The organism is Pedobacter indicus, assembly GCF_003449035.1.
Classification (GTDB): domain Bacteria; phylum Bacteroidota; class Bacteroidia; order Sphingobacteriales; family Sphingobacteriaceae; genus Albibacterium; species Albibacterium indicum.
Genome location: NZ_QRGB01000001.1, coordinates 2,658,516 through 2,679,584 on the forward strand (window position 1 = coordinate 2,658,516; position 21,069 = coordinate 2,679,584).

Here is a 21,069-nt window from a genome sequence, read left to right on the forward strand (position 1 = left end):
GGGATCAAGACTAAAATCTATAATCAATTGATATTTGAGGAGAATAACCTAATTGTGGATGATGAGACGTCGCGATGTCGAAATTGAACTTTTTAGTTATAACCCCCACCCCTACGTATTGCATAAATGGATTTACAGATATACCGCCGCGTACGGCAAGCCAGCTCATCGGTAAATATTCTGTACCAAATGCAAAATCGACTTGTTCGGAATAAGATATCTCGGTCAAAAGGACTACCTGCTGTGTGAATATGTATGATGATCCTAGGCGAAGATGAATGGGTTGAGAGCTCGGGTTATTTGCAGTTGTCGTCAACCGAAGGTGGCTGGCACTGAGCCCTATGCTTGCCAACTGGCTTAAGGCATACTGTGCACCTACATCGAAAGAAAAATGATTGCGTTGTAGATCCGTCGCAAGATTTATTAGATGATAATTTGTAGATAATCCGACGGCAAAATCTTTAGACAATGACTTTGCAAGGGTAAGTCCAGTACTCAATGTCTGGTAAAAATCTTTAAACCGATAATAGTGAACGTAGGTTCCAAAATTAAGGAAACCAGCAGGATAGGCTATTTTACCGGTTAAACTCTGGGTGTTAGTACTAAAAAAATACTCGCTATAAAGCGCACTCAATACAGGTCGTTCTATGCTTGCAATACCAGCAGGGTTATAACCAATACTGTGCACACCTTTCGTGACACCTCCGATATTTCCGAGACCCAAGTTTTTCGTGGCAGGAAGAGTCTGCCCCTTGGTTTCAATTGCGCCAAACATCAACAATAAAACAAAAACCCTCATCAGTAGACGACGAGCATCATGATCTATCATATCAACATGAAATACAAATTGTGCCCGAACTTAGCTAAAATTACAATTAGAAAAAAATCAGCTTTCCGGAAAGGAAACTATCATGACAATGCCTGAATACTTATTTTTGAAGTTTCGATCTGATTTTCTCCCAAGCAATTCGATCCATTTCAAAAGTCAGCATATCAGTTGTAAACTCGCCAAGGGGAACCCAACGGAGGGCTTGGATTTCCCCTTCTTCGAAATCAAAAACTTTACTTTTTATTGGAAAATCGAGTTGTTTATTTGTAAAAACTTGGTAGTAAATGCCGATGACCTGACTTTTGTCAAAGGCAGAAGGAATGACTTCCTCAGTGATATACATCAACTTAGCTGAATCTAATTGAAGATTAAATTCTTCTATAAATTCTCTTTTCAAACAGTCAATAACACTTTCACCGAATTCTAGTCCACCACCCGGAAATTTGGAAAATTGTTGATCATGATATATTTCATCACTAATCAAAATTTGTCCATCGCCGTTAATCAAAATCCCATATACCCGTATATTAAAAAACTCCATATTAAATCAAGTTGTCTTTTTCAAAATGTTTGAGATTACGTGTTAGTAGTTCTACATCCCAGTTCATATCAACTGTTTTTTCAGAAGACCGGATGGGACAGTTCTTCACACTACAATAATGGCAACATTGCGGTAAGCAAGGGTCGGCGTGTATGAAAAATTCAGTTTTCAGTTGAACTCGTTCATTAACTAATCGATCAATCTGTGAAACTTCTTCATGAACCCTATTCAGGTCGAAATAATTTGGTAACGTAATATGACAATCAAGATGCAAATCAGTTCCATATCGTTGTAAACGAAGGTTGTGAATATCAATCCATTCATCCTTCCGTTCTTGCTTCAAAACCTCGACAACATCCTTTACTAATTGAACATCGGATTCATCCATTAACCCGCCAACAGATTGCCGCAATAGCTTATATCCTTGATAAAGAATAAAAACCCCCAATACAAGAGATAGTATCGTATCAATCAAGACAATGCCTGTATTGTACACCAAAAGTAAACCGACAATCAAACCCAGTGTACTAAGCGCATCCGTTAAAAGATGCTTACCGTCTGCCATCAGTGTTAACGAGTTCAGCTTCTTGCTCTTCAACACCAGATACCTGCCCAAAAGGAAATTTATAACCGCCGTCACGGCTACAAGTACTAAACCCTCTAATAGATTATCTATCTCGATCGGGAAGAAAAAATTATAGATTGCCTTGCCGATAATAAATAAAGCCGCGAGAAAAATCAATCCCCCTTCAAGAAAAACTGAGAAAAACTCTACTTTACCATGACCGTAGGGGTGATTTTTATCTTTTGGCAACGAAGAAAGATAAATGCTGTAAAAAGCAAAACTACTCGCAATGACGTTCACAATGCTTTCCAATGCGTCGGTAAAAATTGCATTGGAATGCGTGATGATGTAAGCTATAAATTTAATAATCATTAAAGCTATAGCGGTAATCAGCGATAAGAGAATGAGGCTTTTTTGATTTTTCAATTTTTGCTGTTTTTCATCTGACTTTACAACAAAAATAAAAGAAATGTTTGATTACTACGGTATTCGCATTTTTATAAGCTTATTACTTAAATATTTAAATATTAAAAGGTAAATTCGCTACTTCATAATCAACCATATAAAATGAATAGCAGTACAATAGCTTTATCGGACAAAATCAATAACTTATCGGAATCGGCTACCATCAAAATGGCTAAATTGGGTCGGGAGTTAAAAGCAAAAGGAGTTAATGTAATCAGTCTTAGTTTTGGTGAACCTGACTTTCCAACGCCCGAACATATTAAAGACGCGGCAAAACGGGCGATGGACGAAAATTACACATATTACACTCCGGTTTCAGGCTACCCCGAACTAAGAGATGCAATTGTCAAAAAGTTAAAAACTGAAAACAACCTGGATTATGACGCTTCACAGATTGTTGTTTCTACCGGAGCTAAACAAGCACTGGCAAATGCGATTATGTGTCTTGTTAACCCGGGAGATGAGGTTATCATACCAACTCCTTATTGGGTTTCGTATTCAGAAATGGTTAAGCTTGCAGATGGGGAATCTGTTTTTATCAATACTTCAATTGAGAGTAATTTCAAGATAACTGCCGAAGAACTTGAAGCTGCCATTACCCCCAAAACAAAATTATTTATGTTTTCATCGCCTTGTAACCCTACGGGAAGCTTATACAGTCGCGATGAATTAGAGTCTTTAGCAAAGGTTTTCGAAAAGCATCCTGGTATTTACATCCTGGCAGACGAGATTTACGAGCATATTAACTTTAGCGGAAAACATGAATCTATAGCTCAATTTGATTCGATTAAAGATCGCGTAATTTTGGTAAATGGTTTTTCAAAAGCGTATGCGATGACTGGCTGGCGTATCGGTTATTTAGCGGCTCACCCAACTATCGCTGCAGCAACTGACAAATTGCAAGGGCAAATAACATCTGGAACATGCTCAATTACGCAGCGGGCCGCGTTAGCAGCTTATGAAGGTGGGTTAGAAAGTGTAATTGCTATGCGTGATCAGTTTTTGAAAAGAAGAGATATTGTCTATAATCTATTAAAAGATATTCCAGGAGTAAAAACCAACCTCCCAGAAGGAGCATTTTACTTCTTCCCTGACATCAGCTCATTCTTCGGAAAACATACTGAAGATGGTGAGGTAATCAATAATTCTGGCGATTTAGCCCTTTACCTATTGAATGTAGGTCATGTGGCAACTGTCGGCGGAGACTCGTTCGGAAATAATGATTGTATACGGTTTTCATATGCAGCGTCAGAAGAGAATTTGATAGAAGCTTTGAAAAGAATAAAAGAGGCATTGGCGAAATTAAAATAAAATAGACCTCTTAAATCTATAATCTTTTCCTACCTGGTTTTTACTGATATCATGGGCAGTACAAGGCCACAACGTATATCATAGGCTACGAATGCCATTGGCTCGACGGCGTTCATAGCCCATGATATTCATTCTTCCGTGGTTCTGCACCCCTTCCCCACCCACCAAGTGATATAAGCGTTTTCTGTTGAGGTCCGTCCGGTAATTCCTGGTCCGGAAACGGTCTCATATTCTATTTTCTCTTGATATGCCATATGATTATACTGTGCATTCGAATCAAGGGAAAGTACCATCAGTAAACGAAAGAAGTAAAATTCAGATTAACCGTTTGCCATGTATAATTAAATCAACATTTATTAATAAATGTGTATAGCTACAATAGGGTAAAACAACCTTAAAGAAATATTATTAACTTGTTCGAGAAGAACAGTGGTCAAGCAGTCCTTAAACAGTCCTCTAACTGTGGTTAACCTGTGGCAAAAGGACTGTTTGACCACTGTTTAAGGACGGTTTTTCTACTGTTTATTTAAAATAAGAGTATAATAAGACGAGGAGATTTTATTATTGGTTAATTTTTGTTCCAAAAATTAAATCGATGTACCGGTCAGATATACTGAAAAAGAAAAGTATAGAATTAGCTTAAGAGTAGTTGTTAAGTATGCAGCTTTTCTGTTTAACTTCTAATTGCTTCTACCGGATCCAAACGTGATGCCATAACTGCGGGTATAATTCCAGCAATCAGCCCGATCATTGTCGACAGCACCAAAGTCAACAAAACTTTTCCGAAATCAACGACAATCCCCACACCTAAACCAAGTTTAACTAGAAAAGCAAGAAAATAAACGATTCCAAGACCTATCACACCACCCAATATACAGAGCAAGACTGCTTCTATCAAAAATTGAGAAAGAATAAAAAAGTTCTTAGCACCAAGTGATTTTTGTATTCCAATCAATGGAGTCCGCTCTTTAACGGATACGAACATAATATTCGCTATTCCAAAGCCACCGACAAGAATTGAAAAAATGCCAATGAAAAGTCCAGCGCCATTAATTACTGTAAATAATTGATCCAGCTGTGCTGTAATAATAGTTGTTTTATTCAAAGAAAAATCATCCTCCTGTTTCGGGCTGAGCCTATGGATAGACCGCATAATTCCTCTTAACTCACTCTCAGTTTCTTCCAACGGATATGCTGCTGCTGCATTTACTACAATATTTGGATTATGGTTCTCTACATGTACTAAGTTTTTCATAAAGTTCAAAGGCATAACAACTACATTGTCCAAAGAAACATCCAGGAGCATGCCTTCGCCTTCGGATTTAAATACACCGATGACATTTACCTTTCGACCCAAAACTGTAATTTGCTTTCCAATAGGATCCATACTTGGGAAAAGACCCTCTGCAATGGTTGATCCTATCATCGCAATGGGGGTTCCGTTATCTGATTCAGCATTCGTAAAATATCGACCGGACGAAAATTCAAGATTTCTCATTTTATAGAAATCAAATGAAACTCCGGAAACAGCCGCTCCTTCTACATTATTGCTTCTAAATTTAACAGTGCGATTCGAAACGGTGACTTCGTAGCATATACCGTCAGCAAGGGTAAGCCTTTCTTGCAATTTTTCAAAATCGTCAATGGTAGGCTCTGGACGGTTTACGTACTTCCACCAAGGAAAATCGGGACCTCCATCCCAAGGCCATTTAGATATGTAAAGAGTTTTACTTCCAAGCTTTTCAATGCTGCTTTCCAAATTTGAGCGAAGGGTATCTACCGCCGAAAAAACTCCTATGATAGTCATAATTCCGATCGTAATCCCAAGCAACGAAAGCAAAGTACGTGTCTTGTTTCCCTTTAGAGCAGAAAACGCGAAACCGAAACTCTCACCTAATAATTTTAAAAACAACATATAGGAGTATGACGTTTAAATGATTAAGAAGTTACAGCAATAATTTAAATTTAAACACCTATATCTAATACGCCAAGTAATTAATAGCATTTGCCATTAAAAAAACGTATATTTGCGCGCTGATTTATTTGCAAAAGAATCCTATCATAACATACTATCTATGAAATTATCTCAATTCAAATTTAATTTACCTCAATCTTTGGTAGCCCTACACCCTTCAGAGAACCGGGACGAAGCTCGCTTAATGGTTTTACATAAAGATACTGGCAAGATTGAACATAAAATATTTAAGGATGTGATCGATTATTTCGATGAAAAGGACGTCATGATCTTTAACAATACAAAAGTATTTCCCGCGCGGCTTTATGGAAACAAAGAAAAAACGGGTGCTACTATTGAGGTATTTTTGCTTCGTGAGTTAAACAAAGAATTAAGGCTTTGGGATGTACTAGTAGATCCAGCACGAAAAATACGTGTAGGCAATAAATTATACTTTGGTGAGGATGATTTGTTAGTTGCTGAAGTTGTCGACAACACAACTTCGAGAGGACGTACAATCCGCTTTCTTTTTGACGGTACTGACGAAGAATTCAGAAAAAATATTGAAGTTTTAGGTGAGACCCCTTTACCTAAGTATATTAACAGAAAACCAGAGCCTGAAGATAAGTTTCGCTACCAAACCATATATGCTAAGCATGAAGGTGCCGTAGCAGCGCCTACAGCGGGTCTGCACTTCAGCCGTGAATTAATGAAGAGATTGGAGCTTAAAGGGGTTGAATTTTCGGAAATCACGTTGCATATTGGGCTTGGGACATTTAGACAGGTAGAGGTGGAAGATTTAACTAAACATAAAATGGACTCTGAACAATTCTTCATTGCCGAGCGCGATGCCAATATTGTCAATGAAGCGATTGATAACAAACGAAAGGTTTGCGCGGTAGGAACGACGAGTATGCGGGCGATTGAATCATCTGTATCTGCAAGTCATCATTTAAAGCCAGCAAGCAATTGGACTAGCAAGTTTATATTCCCTCCTTACGATTTCAGTATCGCTAACAGTATGATTACTAACTTCCACACGCCAGAATCAACCTTATTGATGATGATATGTGCGTTCGGAGGATATGAAAACGTTATGAACGCCTATGAAGTAGCTGTAAAAGAAAAATACAAATTTTATAGTTACGGTGATTCGATGTTGATCATCTAATTTAGACACTCTTGAATGTCAGACTTCAAGAAATATGTGATTATCGTTAGTGGCGGAGTTGGCAGCAGAATGAACAACTCGGTCCCAAAACAATTCCTTGAAGTTGGGAAGCTTCCGATTCTAATGCATAGCATTCGTGCATTTGATCAAGATGATATACGTATCGTATTAGTCCAAAACGACACCTATAGGGAAATGTGGACATCGCTATGCTTAAAACATCGATTCGATGTTCCACATAGTCTAATTAGTGGAGGTGAAACAAGATTCCATTCGGTAAAAAAAGGTTTGGAGTTTGTCTTTGAAAATGAGGAAGAGTTAGACAATGTTCTGATCTCTATCCATGATGGTGTCAGACCACTAGTAAGTAAAAAACTAATTAACTCATCATTTGAGGAGGTGATTCAGAAAAAAGCAGTTGTGCCCACTATTGAGAGCAAAGACTCAGTTCGGATAATTAGTGGTGAAGTTCAGAATAAAGCGATAGAGCGAAAACGAGTTCGGTTGGTTCAGACACCTCAGACTTTTTACGGATCTATGCTTAAGAAGGCTTATCAAATACCATATAGTACTGATCTTACAGACGATGCATCCGTTATGGAAAAATCCGGATATCCCATCTATTTGATTGATGGCGATATCCGGAATATTAAAATAACTTACCCCATCGACCTAGCTATTGCCGAATTGTGGATGGCAGATTAGCTTAAGCCGCTCCACGGATAATCCTCAACAGAATTGCAATAATAGCTATCACCAAAAGGATATGAATAATTCCACCAGAGGCATATCCTCCAAAAAAACTAACCGCCCAGATAATTACTAAAATGACGGCGATGATGTACAATAAGTTTCCCATAACTCTCTTTTTAAATTTTTAAATTGATTTCTTTTTATATTATATCTTATAAATAGTAAAGGAAAAATACCCATGGATTGTTTTAACAAAAGAAAAAATTTTATCGCAAACTGGCCTATAAGGAAAGCTTTAACCCATCGTACGCAAGCTTAATCCCATCCGGCAACTCCTTTGAAACTTCAGTATACCTGCCTAAACGATGACTAATATGGGTAAGGAAAGTATGCTCGGCTCCTACGCGTTCGGCGAATTCAATTGCTTCTTGCAACGTGAAATGAGAGATGTGTTTTTCTCGTTGCAAAGCATTTATAACAAGTATCTTAGTGCCTTTTATCTTTTCAAACTCTTCATCAGGCACTGTCTTAGCATCTGTAATGTATGTGAAGTCTCCAAACCGATAACCTAAAACCGGCAACTTAAAGTGCATAACTTCGATGGGTATAATCGCTAGTTTCCCACCGATAGTAAATGGTTGGGAGTTTATTTCATGAAGATGAACCTGTGGGATTCCTGGATATTTCTGATCGGAGAAAACGTAATGAAACTCTCTTTTTAAAGCATCGATCACCCGTCCTGTTGCGTAAATTGGGAGAGAACTTTGCTGCTTATAGTTAAAAGCACGGATATCATCTAGTCCAGCAATGTGATCTTTATGTTCGTGAGTGAACAATACGGCATCTAAACGCTGGACATTTTCACGCAACATTTGATATCGGAAATCGGGACCAGTATCAATTACAACGTTTAACGATTCATATTCGACCAAAATAGAAGATCGTAAACGCTTGTCTTTATTATCCGAGGATGAACAAACATGGCAGTTACAAGCTATGACAGGAACACCTTGAGATGTGCCTGTTCCTAAAAAGGTTATGGTCACAGATCTAATTTTGTTTGTTTAACCAAATATAAAAACTTCTTTTGTTTATCGTTAAGAGTGATTTCAGAAAAATCAAGACCAGCAACAACCTCTGCAACCGAGTTTATTTTCATTTCTATATCAGAAAACTTATTTATGACCAATATTTTATTTTTTAAAAGAGTACAAGTGCCCGATTCAAAGTTCCCTTTTTCATAACGAATTTTATAGTTTTTTATTCGAAGCAGGTCTTCAAGTTTTTGTAGTGTATTGGTGGTATAGGATAGCATAGTTTTCAGCAAATCATCTCAAATCTACGATCTCCAAGTTAGGGTAATTGTGTTTATAAAACGAAAAAATACCCGACGAAAATTTTCGGTTGGTCTCTATATTCGACAATTTGTAAGTGTATTCGTTACCATTCTTATCAGATATCGTAGCGTCATAAATAAAGTTTGTTGTTTTGTTGATGCGCATACGAATCTTAGTTACGTTTTGAGTCTTATCAATAGGCATTAAATCAATCACAAACAACGATTGCCCATTTACAGTTTCGCTGCCTTTATCGTCTACCCGATAGCCGTTGTTATAAAACTCAAAGATATTGCTTGGAGAAACTGATTGATCATTTGGATCTACATTAGTTATCTGAACTTCCCCGATATCTTTCATGATTGCCCATTGAGTTTTACCGTCACTAATGAAAGCTTGTTCACCCGCTTCAATTTTGTATTTTTTTGAGCCCGGTTCTAGATATACCCTACCCTTTTCATTATATTCTGCAGTGCCTTGAGTGTGATTGGCACCAACTAATTGGAAATCAGCTTTAATTGTATTATAAGAAGAGTATTTTTTACTCACCTGATCTAAAATAGACTGCGCACTATTCTGTGCAAAGGCAACCAGACTTATAAATAAAAGGATAAAAGTAGTTGTGTATGTCTTGAAATTAGTATTCATTCGTTAATCATTTTTTCTTAACGTCTCCAAATACTGTTCCAATGAATTTTCGTCAGGATACAAAACTTCCCGGGCTTTACTTCCTTCAAACTGACCAACAATACCGGCTTGCTCTAGTTGATCAATGATCCGGCCTGCGCGATTATAACCTAACTTGAGTTTTCTTTGTATTAAGGAAGTTGAACCCTGCTGATGCATAACAATCAGCCTAGCTGCGTCTTCAAAAAGTGCATCACGTTCTTCATCATCAAATGCCGCAGATGACCCTTTGCTACTTTCATCTACATATTCAGGAAGTAAGAATGCTGAAGAATAACCTCGCTGACCACCGATATACTCGGAAATCGCTTCAACCTCAGGAGTGTCAACAAACGCACACTGAATACGTGTTAGATCACTTCCTGTAGCTAACAACATATCTCCCCGTCCGATTAACTGATCTGCGCCCCCAGTATCAAGAATTGTCCGTGAATCTATTCTCGACAACACTCGAAATGCAAGTCGTGCAGGGAAGTTGGCTTTTATCGTTCCCGTTATAATATTTACCGAAGGGCGTTGCGTTGCTATCACCAAATGAATTCCCACTGCACGAGCTAATTGGGCCAAACGGGCAATTGGGGTTTCAACTTCCTTGCCAGCTGTCATCATGAGATCGGCAAATTCATCGACAATTAATACGATAAACGGCAAAAAGCGATGTCCTTCTTCCGGATTTAACCGTCTGTTGATAAATTTATTGTTGTATTCTTTTAGGTTTCTTACGCCGGCGCCTTTAAGCAAATCATAACGTAAGTCCATCTCGATGCATAAAGAGTTCAAGGTATTGATTACCTTTTTGGTATCCGTGATGATTGCATCTTCCTCATCAGGTAGTTTTGCTAGGAAATGGCGTTCAATGGTATTGAATAAAGATAGTTCAACTTTCTTCGGATCTACCAGTACAAATTTTAATTCAGCAGGATGTCTCTTAAAAAGTAGAGATGTGATAATCGCGTTAATCCCAACAGACTTACCTTGTCCCGTAGCACCAGCCACCAACAAGTGCGGCATTTTGGCTAAGTCAGCGATAAAGACCTCGTTGGTAATCGTTTTCCCAAAGGCGATCGGCAAATCCATATCCGTATGCTGAAATTTCTCAGTTGCTAATACAGAGCGCATCGAAACCATTTCGGGATTGCTATTTGGCACTTCAATACCAATCGTGCCTTTTCCCGGCATTGGTGCAATAATACGAATACCTAAAGCCGCCAGGCTTAAAGCTATATCGTCCTCCAGATTTTTTATTTTAGATATCCGAACACCGGCTTTGGGAACAATTTCATATAGTGTAACAGTAGGGCCGATAGTCGCCTTAATTTTATCAATCTCTATATTGTAGTTTGCGAGAGTCTCTACAATCCTATCTTTATTAGCTTCTAGCTCTTCATTATTTACTATTATTTTACCTCCACCATAATCCCTAAGTAAATCCAGATGTGGAAACTTGTAATTAGATAGATCTAGTTGAGGATCATACTGACCGTGCTTCTCAACAAGGATATTTGAATCAGCCTGTTTTTCCTCGACAACATCTTCGACCGCTAAACCAGGAATTTCTGAGTCGCTTTCTTTTTTTGAATTTTGTCTCGTGGTATCTGTACCAGGAACTTTTGGGTTTAACTCCAAATCGTGAGCGGCAACAATTTCCGGCTCGCTCTGATGACCAACAGTTTCTTCTATGCTATTTGAAGTTGCCAACTCTGTTTTCACCCCCTCCTCGTTCTTCTGTTTATTAGCATATACCGAATTAATTGTCGGGCGATTGCCATCTCGACCAACAGTTTGTCGTGCTCTTAAATCGACATCTTCTTTCCTGTCTGGACTAACAACTGACCCTTCACTTTCATCAGTCTGATCATTAATTGGAACTTTGATTTTCTTTTCTTTTTCAGGTAACTTAAAATCTATATTGAAGCTGACAACTAAAAAGGTCAGGAATACGAAAATCAATAGGCCGGCAACCCCTGCATTACCTAATTGGGCTTGCAAAATACGATTGGTCCAAAAACCGAATTCACCTTCTAAAAAATGAGGATAGGTATTCATGAAACCATGGACGTAGCCTAAAGTAACAGAAAGAAATATTAGAAAGAAAAATGAATAAGCAAGTGATTTCATCATCGAAAAAATCCGTACACGAAAAAGTAAACGGTGTCCGATGACAAAGAATATGAACAGGAAAATAAATGATGCTATCCCAAACCATTTATAGATAAATTGATGGGACAAGAGTGCTCCAAACTTACCAAGCCAATTCTCGACAACTGGATTTTCGATCCCTTGATCAATCAGCTCCTCTTGAGTTTTAAAAAGATTTGACCAACCACCATTCGAGGAAACAACGTAGCTCTGATCTTCCTGCCACGTAAAAAGATACGAAACAAAAGCGACCAAAAAGTAGATTGACAACAATAATAAAAAGAGTCCCAACACTTTCGCTACCTTAGTACCTCCAAACTTAAATTTTGGTATTTGTTCTGAATGTCCGACCCTCCTTGAAGTGGCACTAGTTTTGGCACGATTTGTCCTTATCTTATCACCTTTCGATGTGTTAGACCTGAATTGATTTCCTCTTATAGGCATTTATTCGGTTTTATGCTTTTTGACAAACTTACGGAAATTTTGATGATTTTTGGATAACAGCCGCTCTGTAGACACATTTTTTGATTCGTATTGTAGCATCAGTTTCCGATTTGTCGTTATCACTATATAATCATAAAAAATAATACTTTATACAGATTACAAACTTCATGCAAACATTCTTAAATAACAAAATAAAACTAACACTTGCCTTATTCACAATTGCTGCGGGGACACTACTGAGTTCGTGCCTTGATAACGATGGCACAGATAGTTCTTCCATTGTATCTGCGGTTAGTGTGATTCATGCTTCTCCAGACTCTCCAGGTTTAGAGTTCGTCATTGATAATCAACGAGTAGAGCGGTTTACCTATGGTGACAACTATATCCCTTATTTTGTTGCTTATTCAGGAAATCGCTTTGCAAGAGTCTATGAACAAGGTTCCTTCAACCGCCCTTTATATGAATTTGAGCTAAAGTTAACTAACGGAAAATACTATAGTGTTTTTATCGCCGGGAAGAAGGATGAATTATCCTCACTAATTTTGGAAGATGACCTTACTAGTCCTGGTGAAAATGCAACTGTCCGTTTTGTACACCTAAGTCCAGATGCCCCAGCACTCGATTTTAATATCAGTGCAGACAGTACGCTGGCCAGCAATAAAAAGTTCAAAGAGCATACAGGCTTTCAACAGGTAACGCCGGGAACCTACAATATCGTTGTTAAATCGTACGGTAGTGATGAATTGATATTTAATGAGGAACTAACATTCAAAGAGGGAGAAATTTATACAGTCTGGACAAAAGGACTGATCGATACTGAAGAGGATGGGCAAAAGTTCGGTGTGAGTATCATTACACATAACGTTGACTAACTCTCTCTGGCTGTGGCCTTCCAATATTCTAAAGATAGTGTAATGCCATCAAATACAGCAAAACTGTTGTAGTTTATCCATTCACCAAGATTAAGGTATTGACTTCCATCTTCTAACTGGATAGCGAGAGGCAAATGACGGTGTCCGAAAATGAAATAGTCGAAGTGTTCAGTCTTTAGCATATTTTTTGAAAACTGGACCAACCATTCTTTTTCTTCACTTATAAACACCTCCTTTTGGTTATTGGCAAGTCGACTGTTCTTAGACCAATATTTAGCTATCGCGATGCCAATAGATGGGTGTATCCAAGAAAACAGCCACTGACAGGTTTTACTCCGAAATACCTTTTTTAACAGTTTATATTTTTTATCTCCCGGTCCCAAACCATCTCCATGATGTAAGTAGAAACGTTTACCAGACCGTTCTATGATCAATTCATCCGATACAATAGTTACTCCAATTTCCTTTTCAAGGTAATCAAACATCCACATATCGTGATTACCTTTAAATAGCGTAACTTTAATTCCTTCATCAGTTAATTCAGCCAACTTGCCTAGAAATCTAACAAAGCCTTTCGGAACAACATGTTTATACTCGAACCAAAAGTCGAAAACATCACCCATCAGAAAGATTTCGCTTGCATCTTGCCGAACCATCTCTAACCAATCAATGACCCGCTTTTCACGTTCCAAGCTGGAATCGTAGTTTGGAACTCCCAGATGAAAGTCTGAAGCAAAGTAAAGTTTTTTCCCTTTAGTCATGGGAAACAAACATACAAAAAGTAGCGGTTTTTTTGTTATTCAATATATTCATTTAGTTTTGTACAACGCCAAATTTTACATATGAAAACATATCTAGGAATTCTAAGTTGCGCTGCCTTGTTCGTCGCCTGCAGCAGCAACTCACAAGAACAAACTATTATTGAACCAATCGACAGTATTAGTATGCTACCTTATCCAGAAACTAAAAAAGTAGAAGTAACCGACAACTATTTCGGCACAGCCGTCGTTGATCCTTATCGGTGGTTAGAAGATGATATGGCAGACGACACGAAAGCTTGGGTTATAGAGGAAAACAAAGTAACGGAAAACTACCTATCACAAATTCCGTTTCGCGATGCTATAAAAGATCGCTTGACTGAACTTTGGAATTATGAGAAATTCTCTGCACCATTTAAAGAAGGAGAATTTACCTATTTCTATAAAAACGACGGTTTACAAAATCAATATGTGCTATATCGCCAAAAAGGAGATGAAGAGCCGGAGGTATTCCTGGATCCCAACAAATTTTCAGACGACGGAACCACTTCTCTTGCTGGTATTTCTTTTTCGAAAGATGGAAGCCTAGCAGCTTATCAAATATCTGAAGGGGGATCCGACTGGAGAAAGGTTGTGGTCCTTGATGCTAAAGAAAATAAAATTATTGGCGATACGCTTATAGATCTCAAATTTACAGGATTAGCGTGGAAAGGAAATGATGGTTTTTACTACAGCAGCTATGATAAACCGGACGAAGGAAGTGCACTATCTGGTATTACTGAATATCACAAACTTTATTATCATAAATTAGGAACATCACAGTCTGAAGATGAACTAATCTTCGGTGGAGAAAAAACAAAAAGACGCTATATCGGTGCCTATCTTACCGAGGATGAGCGTTTTTTAGTAATTTCGGCAGCTAACACAACCAGTGGAAATGAGCTCTATATTCAAGATCTAAAGCAAAACTCGCCCATTGTTAACATCGTCGATAATTTTGAGAAAGACTACAGCATTATTGACAATGAAGGTGATAAATTATTTATCTATACTAATCTAGACGCACCGAACTATCGTGTTGTAACAACGGATATTAATAATCTTAGTCCAGATAACTGGATTGACCTGATTCCGGAGACAGAGAATGTTTTGAATATCGGAACCGGGGGAGGAAAACTTTTCGCTAATTACTTGAAGGATGCAACTTCACTCGTACAGCAATATAACTACGAAGGAGAGTTGGAGAGAACAATCGAATTACCATCAGTTGGTACCGCATCTGGCTTTTCGGCAAAAAGCCAAGATACCGAACTTTATTATAGCTTTACTTCATATATCTACCCTCCTACGATTTTTAAATACGACATCGCATCTGGAAATTCTGAAGAGTATAAAAAAGCAGGTGTTCAATTCGACCCATCATTATACACATCGGAACAAGTGTTTTACGAATCAAAAGATGGAACTAAAGTTCCAATGATCATCACATACAAAAAAGGAATTCAGCTTGATGGAAATAACCCAACCTTGCTTTATGGTTACGGAGGTTTTAATATCAGCCTCACCCCTTCTTTCAGCACTTCTAATATTATCTTGCTAGAACAAGGTGGTATTTACGCGGTTGCTAACTTAAGAGGCGGCGGCGAGTACGGAGAGAAATGGCATACCGCTGGTACGAAGACTCAAAAACAAAATGTTTTTGATGATTTCATTGCAGCTGCCGAATACCTGATAGACAATAAATATACATCTTCGGAAAAACTAGGAATTGCAGGTGGATCAAACGGAGGGCTCTTGGTAGGCGCCGCAATGACTCAACGCCCTGAACTGTTCAAAGTAGCGCTACCTGCAGTAGGGGTATTAGACATGCTACGTTATCATAAATTCACAGCAGGTGCAGGTTGGGCCTTCGACTATGGAACATCAGATGACTCAAAAGAGATGTTCGAGTATTTATATAAATACTCTCCTTATCATGCTTTAAAAGAGGGCACTAGCTATCCAGCAACAATGGTAACAACTGCAGACCATGACGACCGTGTGGTTCCTGCTCATTCTTTTAAGTTTGCTGCTCGTTTACAAGAATATCATACAGGAGACAATCCTGTCCTTATTCGTATTGAAACAAATGCAGGTCACGGAGCTGGCAAGCCGACCGATAAAATTATTCAAGAAGCGGCTGATAAATGGGCGTTCATGTTTCAAAATATGGGTGCTCCTTATACAAAATAACACACTAGGGATCAAGCGCCACCCGTTATTGTAAGTAAAAGGCCTCTAAGCGATGATTACTCGCTTAGAGGCCTTTACTTTTGTGGCAGATCTTTTACTTTTGTAGCAGATTAAAGAAAGGTTGAATATCCAATCAAAAACCAGTCACAATTTTTAGCCCCCCATTACCTAAATTCATGTCTTGGTCAGTAAGTGACCCGACAGGCACTTTAATGTAAGGCTCTACAGAAAGATTGAAATTTTTCAAGGCCGGAAGCTTATAACCAACCGAAAGATTGAAAAATCCGGTAAAATTCTTTCCTTCGTAAGGTGTGTTTGGACTGGTTTCTTGTGAATAAACGGTCTGAATAGCTGGTTCCGGACTAGCTTTACCGTCAGCGGAGAGACTTGCCACTCGCGCAATCTTCTCTTCGAAAATATTATATCGTGATTCACTTAGAACGCTGAAAACTGACACCCCTGCGCTAGCATAGACTTGAGTTCCTAAATTAACTTTTAAGTTAACCGGAATATCCAAGCCAACTAGCGTCGTATTAATCGTATTCAAGGATTTGTTATAATTATAACTATTTAAACTAGCTTTTGAAAACTCAGCTGGAATATCTACCTGATTAGGCCCTCTTTGCGCGTCTAACTGCACATATGAGATGCCGGAGCTTATCGATAACTTATCATTAATATTATAAGCTATCGCCACCCCTCCACCAAAATTAATTTGTTGATATTCATTGATATTTGGTGCCACTTCAATACTAAAGTTCCATCTGTTGAAGCTTTTATTCAAGTCAAGAGAACTTTCACTGTTATCTGCAAATGCCCAATCTCCATGCTGATATCCATTCTCCCGATCATATGTCGTCTTAGATTGAGTATTCTCTACATTGTCGTCTTGAATTCCAACTTGCTGGTTGGCTTGGTCATCAATAGCCGAATGATTATCTACGGGTCCTTCATTTCCATCTTTAGATATACCATTAATCGCATATTGACTTTCTTTGTCACCCACTAGGATGTCTGTATTTTTCTCAAAACGGCTAAGAGAATCTGTAGCAATAAGCGAGACTCTACTGTCAAAGTTTCCCGTATTGGCTACTGTCCGGTCTCGATGTATGATATTATCCACGTGATCAGCTCGCCTACTGCCGTTTATTTTCGGTTCTTCAGCATCTAACTCAATCTCTTCATTATTAGGAGCAGCAAGCATCTCGTCTTCTATAGACCTTTCGGTTAAAGCAGTCCGCTGCGCAGGCAATATATCCCGGTCATTTTGCCTTAGGAACAAAACGATACCCAGCAAAAGAACAGCCGCAGCGCCAGATAAGTACGGCCATATAATAACCTTTTTTTTCTGACCAGCTTCATACTCTTTAAAACGCTCCCAAGCTCCTTCTTTATAAGGAACTGAATGTTTGCGGAGCATCTCTATCATCCGTTCAGTAATATCCGTATTTTTATCAGGCTTCATTTCCCCAATTATTTCTTTTTCTCATCAAACATTAACTGTTTATATAATTTCCTTAATTTTTGTTTCCCACGAGTAAGGTAAGTTCTCGACGTACTCTCGGGAATATTTAGTTTCTTGGCAATCTCTTCATGTGAATACCCCTCTAATTCATATAAATTGAAGATCGCACGTTGAATACTAGGTAGCTTATCAAGCAAGGACATGATATCGGCAACTTCCAACTCGGTTGATGGAGAGACAGGTACCATTAATAACTGATCTTCAACAGTATCATCTCCCGCATGAAATTGTCGCTTCGAGCGCAAATGATCAATTGACAAATTTGCAGCTATTCGACCTAGCCAGCCATAAAAAAAATTCTCCATTTTTTCTTCATTCTTTTCTGAATACGAAAACTTATGAATGGCTTTAAATGCTTTAATAAATGTTTCATTTACCAGTTCTTCGGCATCATGTGTACTCTTAATGTAACGTGAAACAACGACAGTAACATAACCATACATTTTTTTATAGATAAATTCCTTAGCGAGCTCATCATTTTTAACCGCACAAGCATGCACAGCCCATTGCAGATTGGGTTCATGTTGACTCCTAGAATTGCCGATCGACTGATTCACTAATGTAACTGGTATGCCGTTCAAAACTTCAATGATTAGCAAAAATCGGATTTATTAACCAAAACGCCATATTTTTTAATTACAAACCTGTTTATACTAAATTTCTATTCATACTTCTTTCGCTTGTACTCAAAATAAGAACGGATTAAAACTTTATCCGCTACACCAGAACCTCAAGATTCTCATTAAAATATGTATTTTTGCGTAAATTAAATTTCACATGAGTACTCTACTTTCTGAACAAGAAATATTACGTCGTGAGGCGTTAACATCCTTACTTAATTTAGGCATCGACCCATACCCGGCAGAGTCATACGAAATTACCTCCTATGCCAAGACTATACTAGAAGGCTATGAAGCAGACCCAGATGGATTTCAATCGGTTAGTATTGCAGGTCGAATTATGAGCCGCCGCATTATGGGCAGTGCTTCTTTTATTGAGCTGCAAGATTCAACAGGGCGTATCCAGGTTTACATCAAGCGTGATGACATTTGTCCAGATGAAGACAAGACCCTCTATAATACGGTATTTAAAAAACTCCTAGATATTGGTGATATCGTTGGTATCAAAGGTTTCGCATTTATTACACAGACAGGGACAATTTCGGTTCATGCTAAAGAGATAAAAATTCTCTCGAAATCCTTAAAGCCTTTACCTGTTGTAAAGTCGGTTGACGGAAAAACATTCGACGCGGTGACCGATCCGGAGTTCCGCTATCGCCAGCGCTATGTAGATTTGGTTGTAAACCCTCAAGTCAAAGATACTTTTGTTAAAGTTTCTACTGTTAAAACAGCGATTCGAGACTTTTTAAACGAAAGAGGAGCCCTTGAGGTTGACACTCCTGTACTCCAAAGTATTCCGGGTGGAGCGGCAGCAAAGCCTTTTATTACTCACCACAATGCACTGGATATACCTCTATATCTACGAATCGCGAATGAACTTTACTTAAAAAGACTTATCGTCGGTGGCTTCGACTGGGTATACGAGTTTAGTCGAAACTTCAGGAACGAAGGAATGGACAGAACTCATAATCCTGAGTTTACCGTACTGGAGTTTTACGTCGCTTACAAAGATTATGAGTGGATGATGGAAACGACTGAGCAACTTTTTGAAAAAGTTGCTTTAGCGACAAATGAAAAAACTACGCTTCAGGTTGGTGACAAGGAAATCAACTTTGCAGCACCTTACAAGCGTATTTCCATCTATGATGCTATTAAAGAACATACCAATATCGATGTCAGTGGATTAGACGAGGACGGTCTACGCGATGTCTGCAAACAATTGAATATAGAGATTGATGAGAGTATGGGTAAAGGGAAGTTAATTGACGAGATCTTCGGGGAAAAGTGCGAAATGCATTACATTCAACCTACCTTCATTATCGATTACCCGATTGAAATGAGTCCTCTTACAAAAAAACATAGAAGCAAAGAAGGGCTGGTTGAACGTTTTGAACTTATAATCAATGGCAAGGAATTAGCCAACGCATACTCAGAATTGAATGATCCTATTGATCAGTTGGAGCGTTTTGAAGACCAAGTTAAATTAATGGAACGGGGTGATGACGAGGCTATGTTTATCGATTACGATTTCCTAAGGGCTCTCGAATACGGCATGCCCCCTACAGCAGGTGTCGGAATCGGAATTGACCGACTTGCCATGCTCATGACCAACCAGGTTAGTATTCAAGATGTTCTATTCTTTCCTCAAATGCGACCTGAAAAAATTGTTAAAGTGGCATCGGTAGCAGATTATGAAAAAGCTGGTATTCCTATTGATTGGGTTCCCGTTTTACAGAAAATGGGATTGACCAGCATCGAAGCTATTAAAGAAGCTAACCCTAATAAGGTATTCAACGACCTAGGAGGAATGCGTAAGAAAATGAAATTGGATATCGCTATGCCAACAAAGGATGAAGTGATGCAATGGTTTAAATAAAAAAGCAAACTCACTTTAACCCATATATTGCATAGAAAGCCATTCAAATAGTGTCGTCTCGGAAGGAACGAGTTCTTTAAACGCTATTTGAATGGCTTGTTTTTTTGCTGCTTCCTCGAAAACCTCACTCACCAAATCATCATTTCGATTAGTAAATACGGCTACCATAAGCTTCCTATCTAGGTTATGATACACAATATTCATAAAGCCCGATGTTTCTCCAGAATGGAAGAAACAATCAGTTCCATCTGCTTCTTTTCCAACAAACCATCCGTAGCCGTAGCCGATACCATTGTTTACTTCAATTTGCGCTGAGATAGATTCTTTGAACAAGCTCTTCGAAAGAAAAGCGTGGTGATAAAGAGCGTGATGCCAACGCTGATAATCTTCGATAGATGTATAAACACAACCATCACCTTTGGTGGCTGAAGTGATGCTCTGGTCATTTAATACAAACTCTCCATTTCTCACAGCATAACCCAGTGCTCGCTTTTCTATTTCCTTTCCTTCATCATATATCAAGGACCTTCGCATCCCAAGAGGAACAAAAAGCATTTCTCTTATGAGATCCTGATACGGTTTTTCACCGACGTGTTCGGCTATCAAAGTTAAAATACAAAAAGCAGTGTTACTATATTTAAACTGTTCTCCAGGTTTAAAGTAAGTTTCACCTTTGGCATTCGCCAGTCTCCAAGCATCATGATCGCTTACTTGTTCTACGTGATTTTCAGGAATCAGGGGTTCATAGTCCCATATACCTGAACTATGTGTCAATAAATGCTTCAATGTTATTTCCCTGTACGCCAAACTACAATTATCAAAAAAGTCACTTAGACGATCATCAAGGCTCAAGAGTCCTTTTTCGACAAACATCAGAATAACCATTGCCGTAAACTGTTTACTAACAGAGGCCATTCGAAAAACCGTGTCCGATTGAATAGGGTTATTTTCGGTGACATCAGCTACACCTTTGTATAATTGATCAATTATCTGACCATCTTTTATAACACATAATGCATATCCCGGTGCAGCTGACTCCATATTTACCAA

Annotated in this window: 19 protein-coding genes; 6 read left to right on the forward strand and 13 right to left on the reverse strand. The window is 38.4% G+C overall.

Annotated elements, in window-relative coordinates; translation table 11 throughout:
* Window positions 1–10: 10 nt before the first annotated feature.
* The 3 genes from D3P12_RS11780 to D3P12_RS11790 all read right to left on the reverse strand — a co-directional run bounded on the left by D3P12_RS11780 (window position 11) and on the right by D3P12_RS11790 (window position 2,361).
* Window positions 11–829 carry a hypothetical protein gene (locus tag D3P12_RS11780; RefSeq protein WP_118195742.1) on the reverse strand — a complete coding sequence of 273 codons (819 nt, stop codon included), beginning with the start codon at window positions 827–829 and terminating at the stop codon, window positions 11–13.
* A 100-nt stretch (window positions 830–929) separates the two neighbouring features.
* Window positions 930–1,370: an NUDIX domain-containing protein gene (locus D3P12_RS11785; protein WP_118195744.1), complete on the reverse strand. Its 441-nt coding sequence runs from the start codon at window positions 1,368–1,370 to the stop codon at window positions 930–932.
* A gap of 1 nt (window position 1,371) precedes the next feature.
* Entirely contained in the window at window positions 1,372–2,361 is a 990-nt protein-coding gene (locus tag D3P12_RS11790) for a cation diffusion facilitator family transporter (RefSeq protein WP_118195746.1), read from the reverse strand.
* 141 nt (window positions 2,362–2,502) lie between these two features.
* Between D3P12_RS11790 and D3P12_RS11795 the strand changes: the two genes are divergently transcribed.
* A complete protein-coding gene (locus tag D3P12_RS11795; RefSeq protein ID WP_245977441.1) occupies window positions 2,503–3,711 on the forward strand; it encodes a pyridoxal phosphate-dependent aminotransferase in 1,209 nt (402 codons plus the stop codon).
* A 128-nt stretch (window positions 3,712–3,839) separates the two neighbouring features.
* On the opposite strand, the gene D3P12_RS15370 is transcribed toward D3P12_RS11795, so the two are convergent.
* Both D3P12_RS15370 and D3P12_RS11800 read right to left on the reverse strand, forming a co-directional pair.
* Window positions 3,840–4,004 (reverse strand): hypothetical protein, encoded by a 165-nt coding sequence (locus D3P12_RS15370; protein WP_157970333.1) that lies wholly within the window; start codon window positions 4,002–4,004, stop codon window positions 3,840–3,842.
* A gap of 380 nt (window positions 4,005–4,384) precedes the next feature.
* Entirely contained in the window at window positions 4,385–5,626 is a 1,242-nt protein-coding gene (locus tag D3P12_RS11800) for an ABC transporter permease (RefSeq protein WP_118195748.1), read from the reverse strand.
* A 160-nt stretch (window positions 5,627–5,786) separates the two neighbouring features.
* Here D3P12_RS11800 and queA point away from each other — a divergent pair, with 160 nt between their 5' ends.
* Window positions 5,787–6,836, forward strand: a complete 1,050-nt coding sequence (gene queA, locus D3P12_RS11805) for a tRNA preQ1(34) S-adenosylmethionine ribosyltransferase-isomerase QueA (protein ID WP_118195750.1) — start codon at window positions 5,787–5,789, stop codon at window positions 6,834–6,836.
* Between the two features lie 15 nt (window positions 6,837–6,851).
* Window positions 6,852–7,541 carry a 2-C-methyl-D-erythritol 4-phosphate cytidylyltransferase gene (locus tag D3P12_RS11810; protein ID WP_118195752.1) on the forward strand — a complete coding sequence of 230 codons (690 nt, stop codon included), beginning with the start codon at window positions 6,852–6,854 and terminating at the stop codon, window positions 7,539–7,541.
* 1 nt (window position 7,542) lies between these two features.
* Here the strand turns inward: D3P12_RS11810 and D3P12_RS11815 are convergent, their stop codons facing one another.
* From D3P12_RS11815 to D3P12_RS11835, 4 genes are all read right to left on the reverse strand, one after another.
* Window positions 7,543–7,695 (reverse strand): lmo0937 family membrane protein, encoded by a 153-nt coding sequence (locus D3P12_RS11815; RefSeq protein ID WP_118195754.1) that lies wholly within the window; start codon window positions 7,693–7,695, stop codon window positions 7,543–7,545.
* Between the two features lie 115 nt (window positions 7,696–7,810).
* The gene (locus tag D3P12_RS11820) at window positions 7,811–8,575 is read right to left on the reverse strand and encodes an MBL fold metallo-hydrolase (RefSeq protein ID WP_118195756.1); all 765 of its coding nucleotides are present in this window, start codon (window positions 8,573–8,575) and stop codon (window positions 7,811–7,813) included.
* Window positions 8,576–8,857: 282 nt separating this feature from the next.
* A complete protein-coding gene (locus D3P12_RS11830) occupies window positions 8,858–9,514 on the reverse strand; it encodes a LolA family protein (protein ID WP_118195760.1) in 657 nt (218 codons plus the stop codon).
* Between the two features lie 3 nt (window positions 9,515–9,517).
* Entirely contained in the window at window positions 9,518–12,136 is a 2,619-nt protein-coding gene (locus D3P12_RS11835) for an FtsK/SpoIIIE family DNA translocase (protein ID WP_118195762.1), read from the reverse strand.
* A 167-nt stretch (window positions 12,137–12,303) separates the two neighbouring features.
* Between D3P12_RS11835 and D3P12_RS11840 the strand changes: the two genes are divergently transcribed.
* Window positions 12,304–13,008, forward strand: coding sequence for a DUF4397 domain-containing protein (locus tag D3P12_RS11840; RefSeq protein ID WP_118195764.1), 705 nt, complete (start codon window positions 12,304–12,306; stop codon window positions 13,006–13,008).
* Here D3P12_RS11840 and D3P12_RS11845 read toward each other — a convergent pair.
* A complete protein-coding gene (locus tag D3P12_RS11845; protein ID WP_118195765.1) occupies window positions 13,005–13,769 on the reverse strand; it encodes a UDP-2,3-diacylglucosamine diphosphatase in 765 nt (254 codons plus the stop codon). The two genes, D3P12_RS11840 and D3P12_RS11845, sit on opposite strands and share 4 nt — an antisense overlap.
* 183 nt (window positions 13,770–13,952) lie before the next feature.
* On the opposite strand from D3P12_RS11845, the gene D3P12_RS11850 reads away from it, so the two are divergent.
* On the forward strand, window positions 13,953–15,998 hold the full coding sequence (locus tag D3P12_RS11850) for a prolyl oligopeptidase family serine peptidase (protein ID WP_245977485.1): 2,046 nt from the start codon (window positions 13,953–13,955) through the stop codon (window positions 15,996–15,998).
* 133 nt (window positions 15,999–16,131) lie between these two features.
* Here D3P12_RS11850 and D3P12_RS11855 read toward each other — a convergent pair whose 3' ends face one another.
* The gene (locus D3P12_RS11855) at window positions 16,132–17,463 is read right to left on the reverse strand and encodes a porin family protein (RefSeq protein ID WP_118195769.1); all 1,332 of its coding nucleotides are present in this window, start codon (window positions 17,461–17,463) and stop codon (window positions 16,132–16,134) included.
* Window positions 17,464–17,471: 8 nt separating this feature from the next.
* Window positions 17,472–18,122, reverse strand: a complete 651-nt coding sequence (locus D3P12_RS11860) for an RNA polymerase sigma factor (protein ID WP_245977442.1) — start codon at window positions 18,120–18,122, stop codon at window positions 17,472–17,474.
* A 178-nt stretch (window positions 18,123–18,300) separates the two neighbouring features.
* Here D3P12_RS11860 and lysS point away from each other — a divergent pair, with 178 nt between their 5' ends.
* Window positions 18,301–20,019, forward strand: a complete 1,719-nt coding sequence (lysS, locus tag D3P12_RS11865; RefSeq protein ID WP_118195771.1) for a lysine--tRNA ligase — start codon at window positions 18,301–18,303, stop codon at window positions 20,017–20,019.
* Window positions 20,020–20,034: 15 nt separating this feature from the next.
* On the opposite strand, the gene D3P12_RS11870 is transcribed toward lysS, so the two are convergent.
* A complete protein-coding gene (locus D3P12_RS11870; RefSeq protein WP_118195773.1) occupies window positions 20,035–21,060 on the reverse strand; it encodes a serine hydrolase domain-containing protein in 1,026 nt (341 codons plus the stop codon).
* Window positions 21,061–21,069 lie beyond the last annotated feature (9 nt).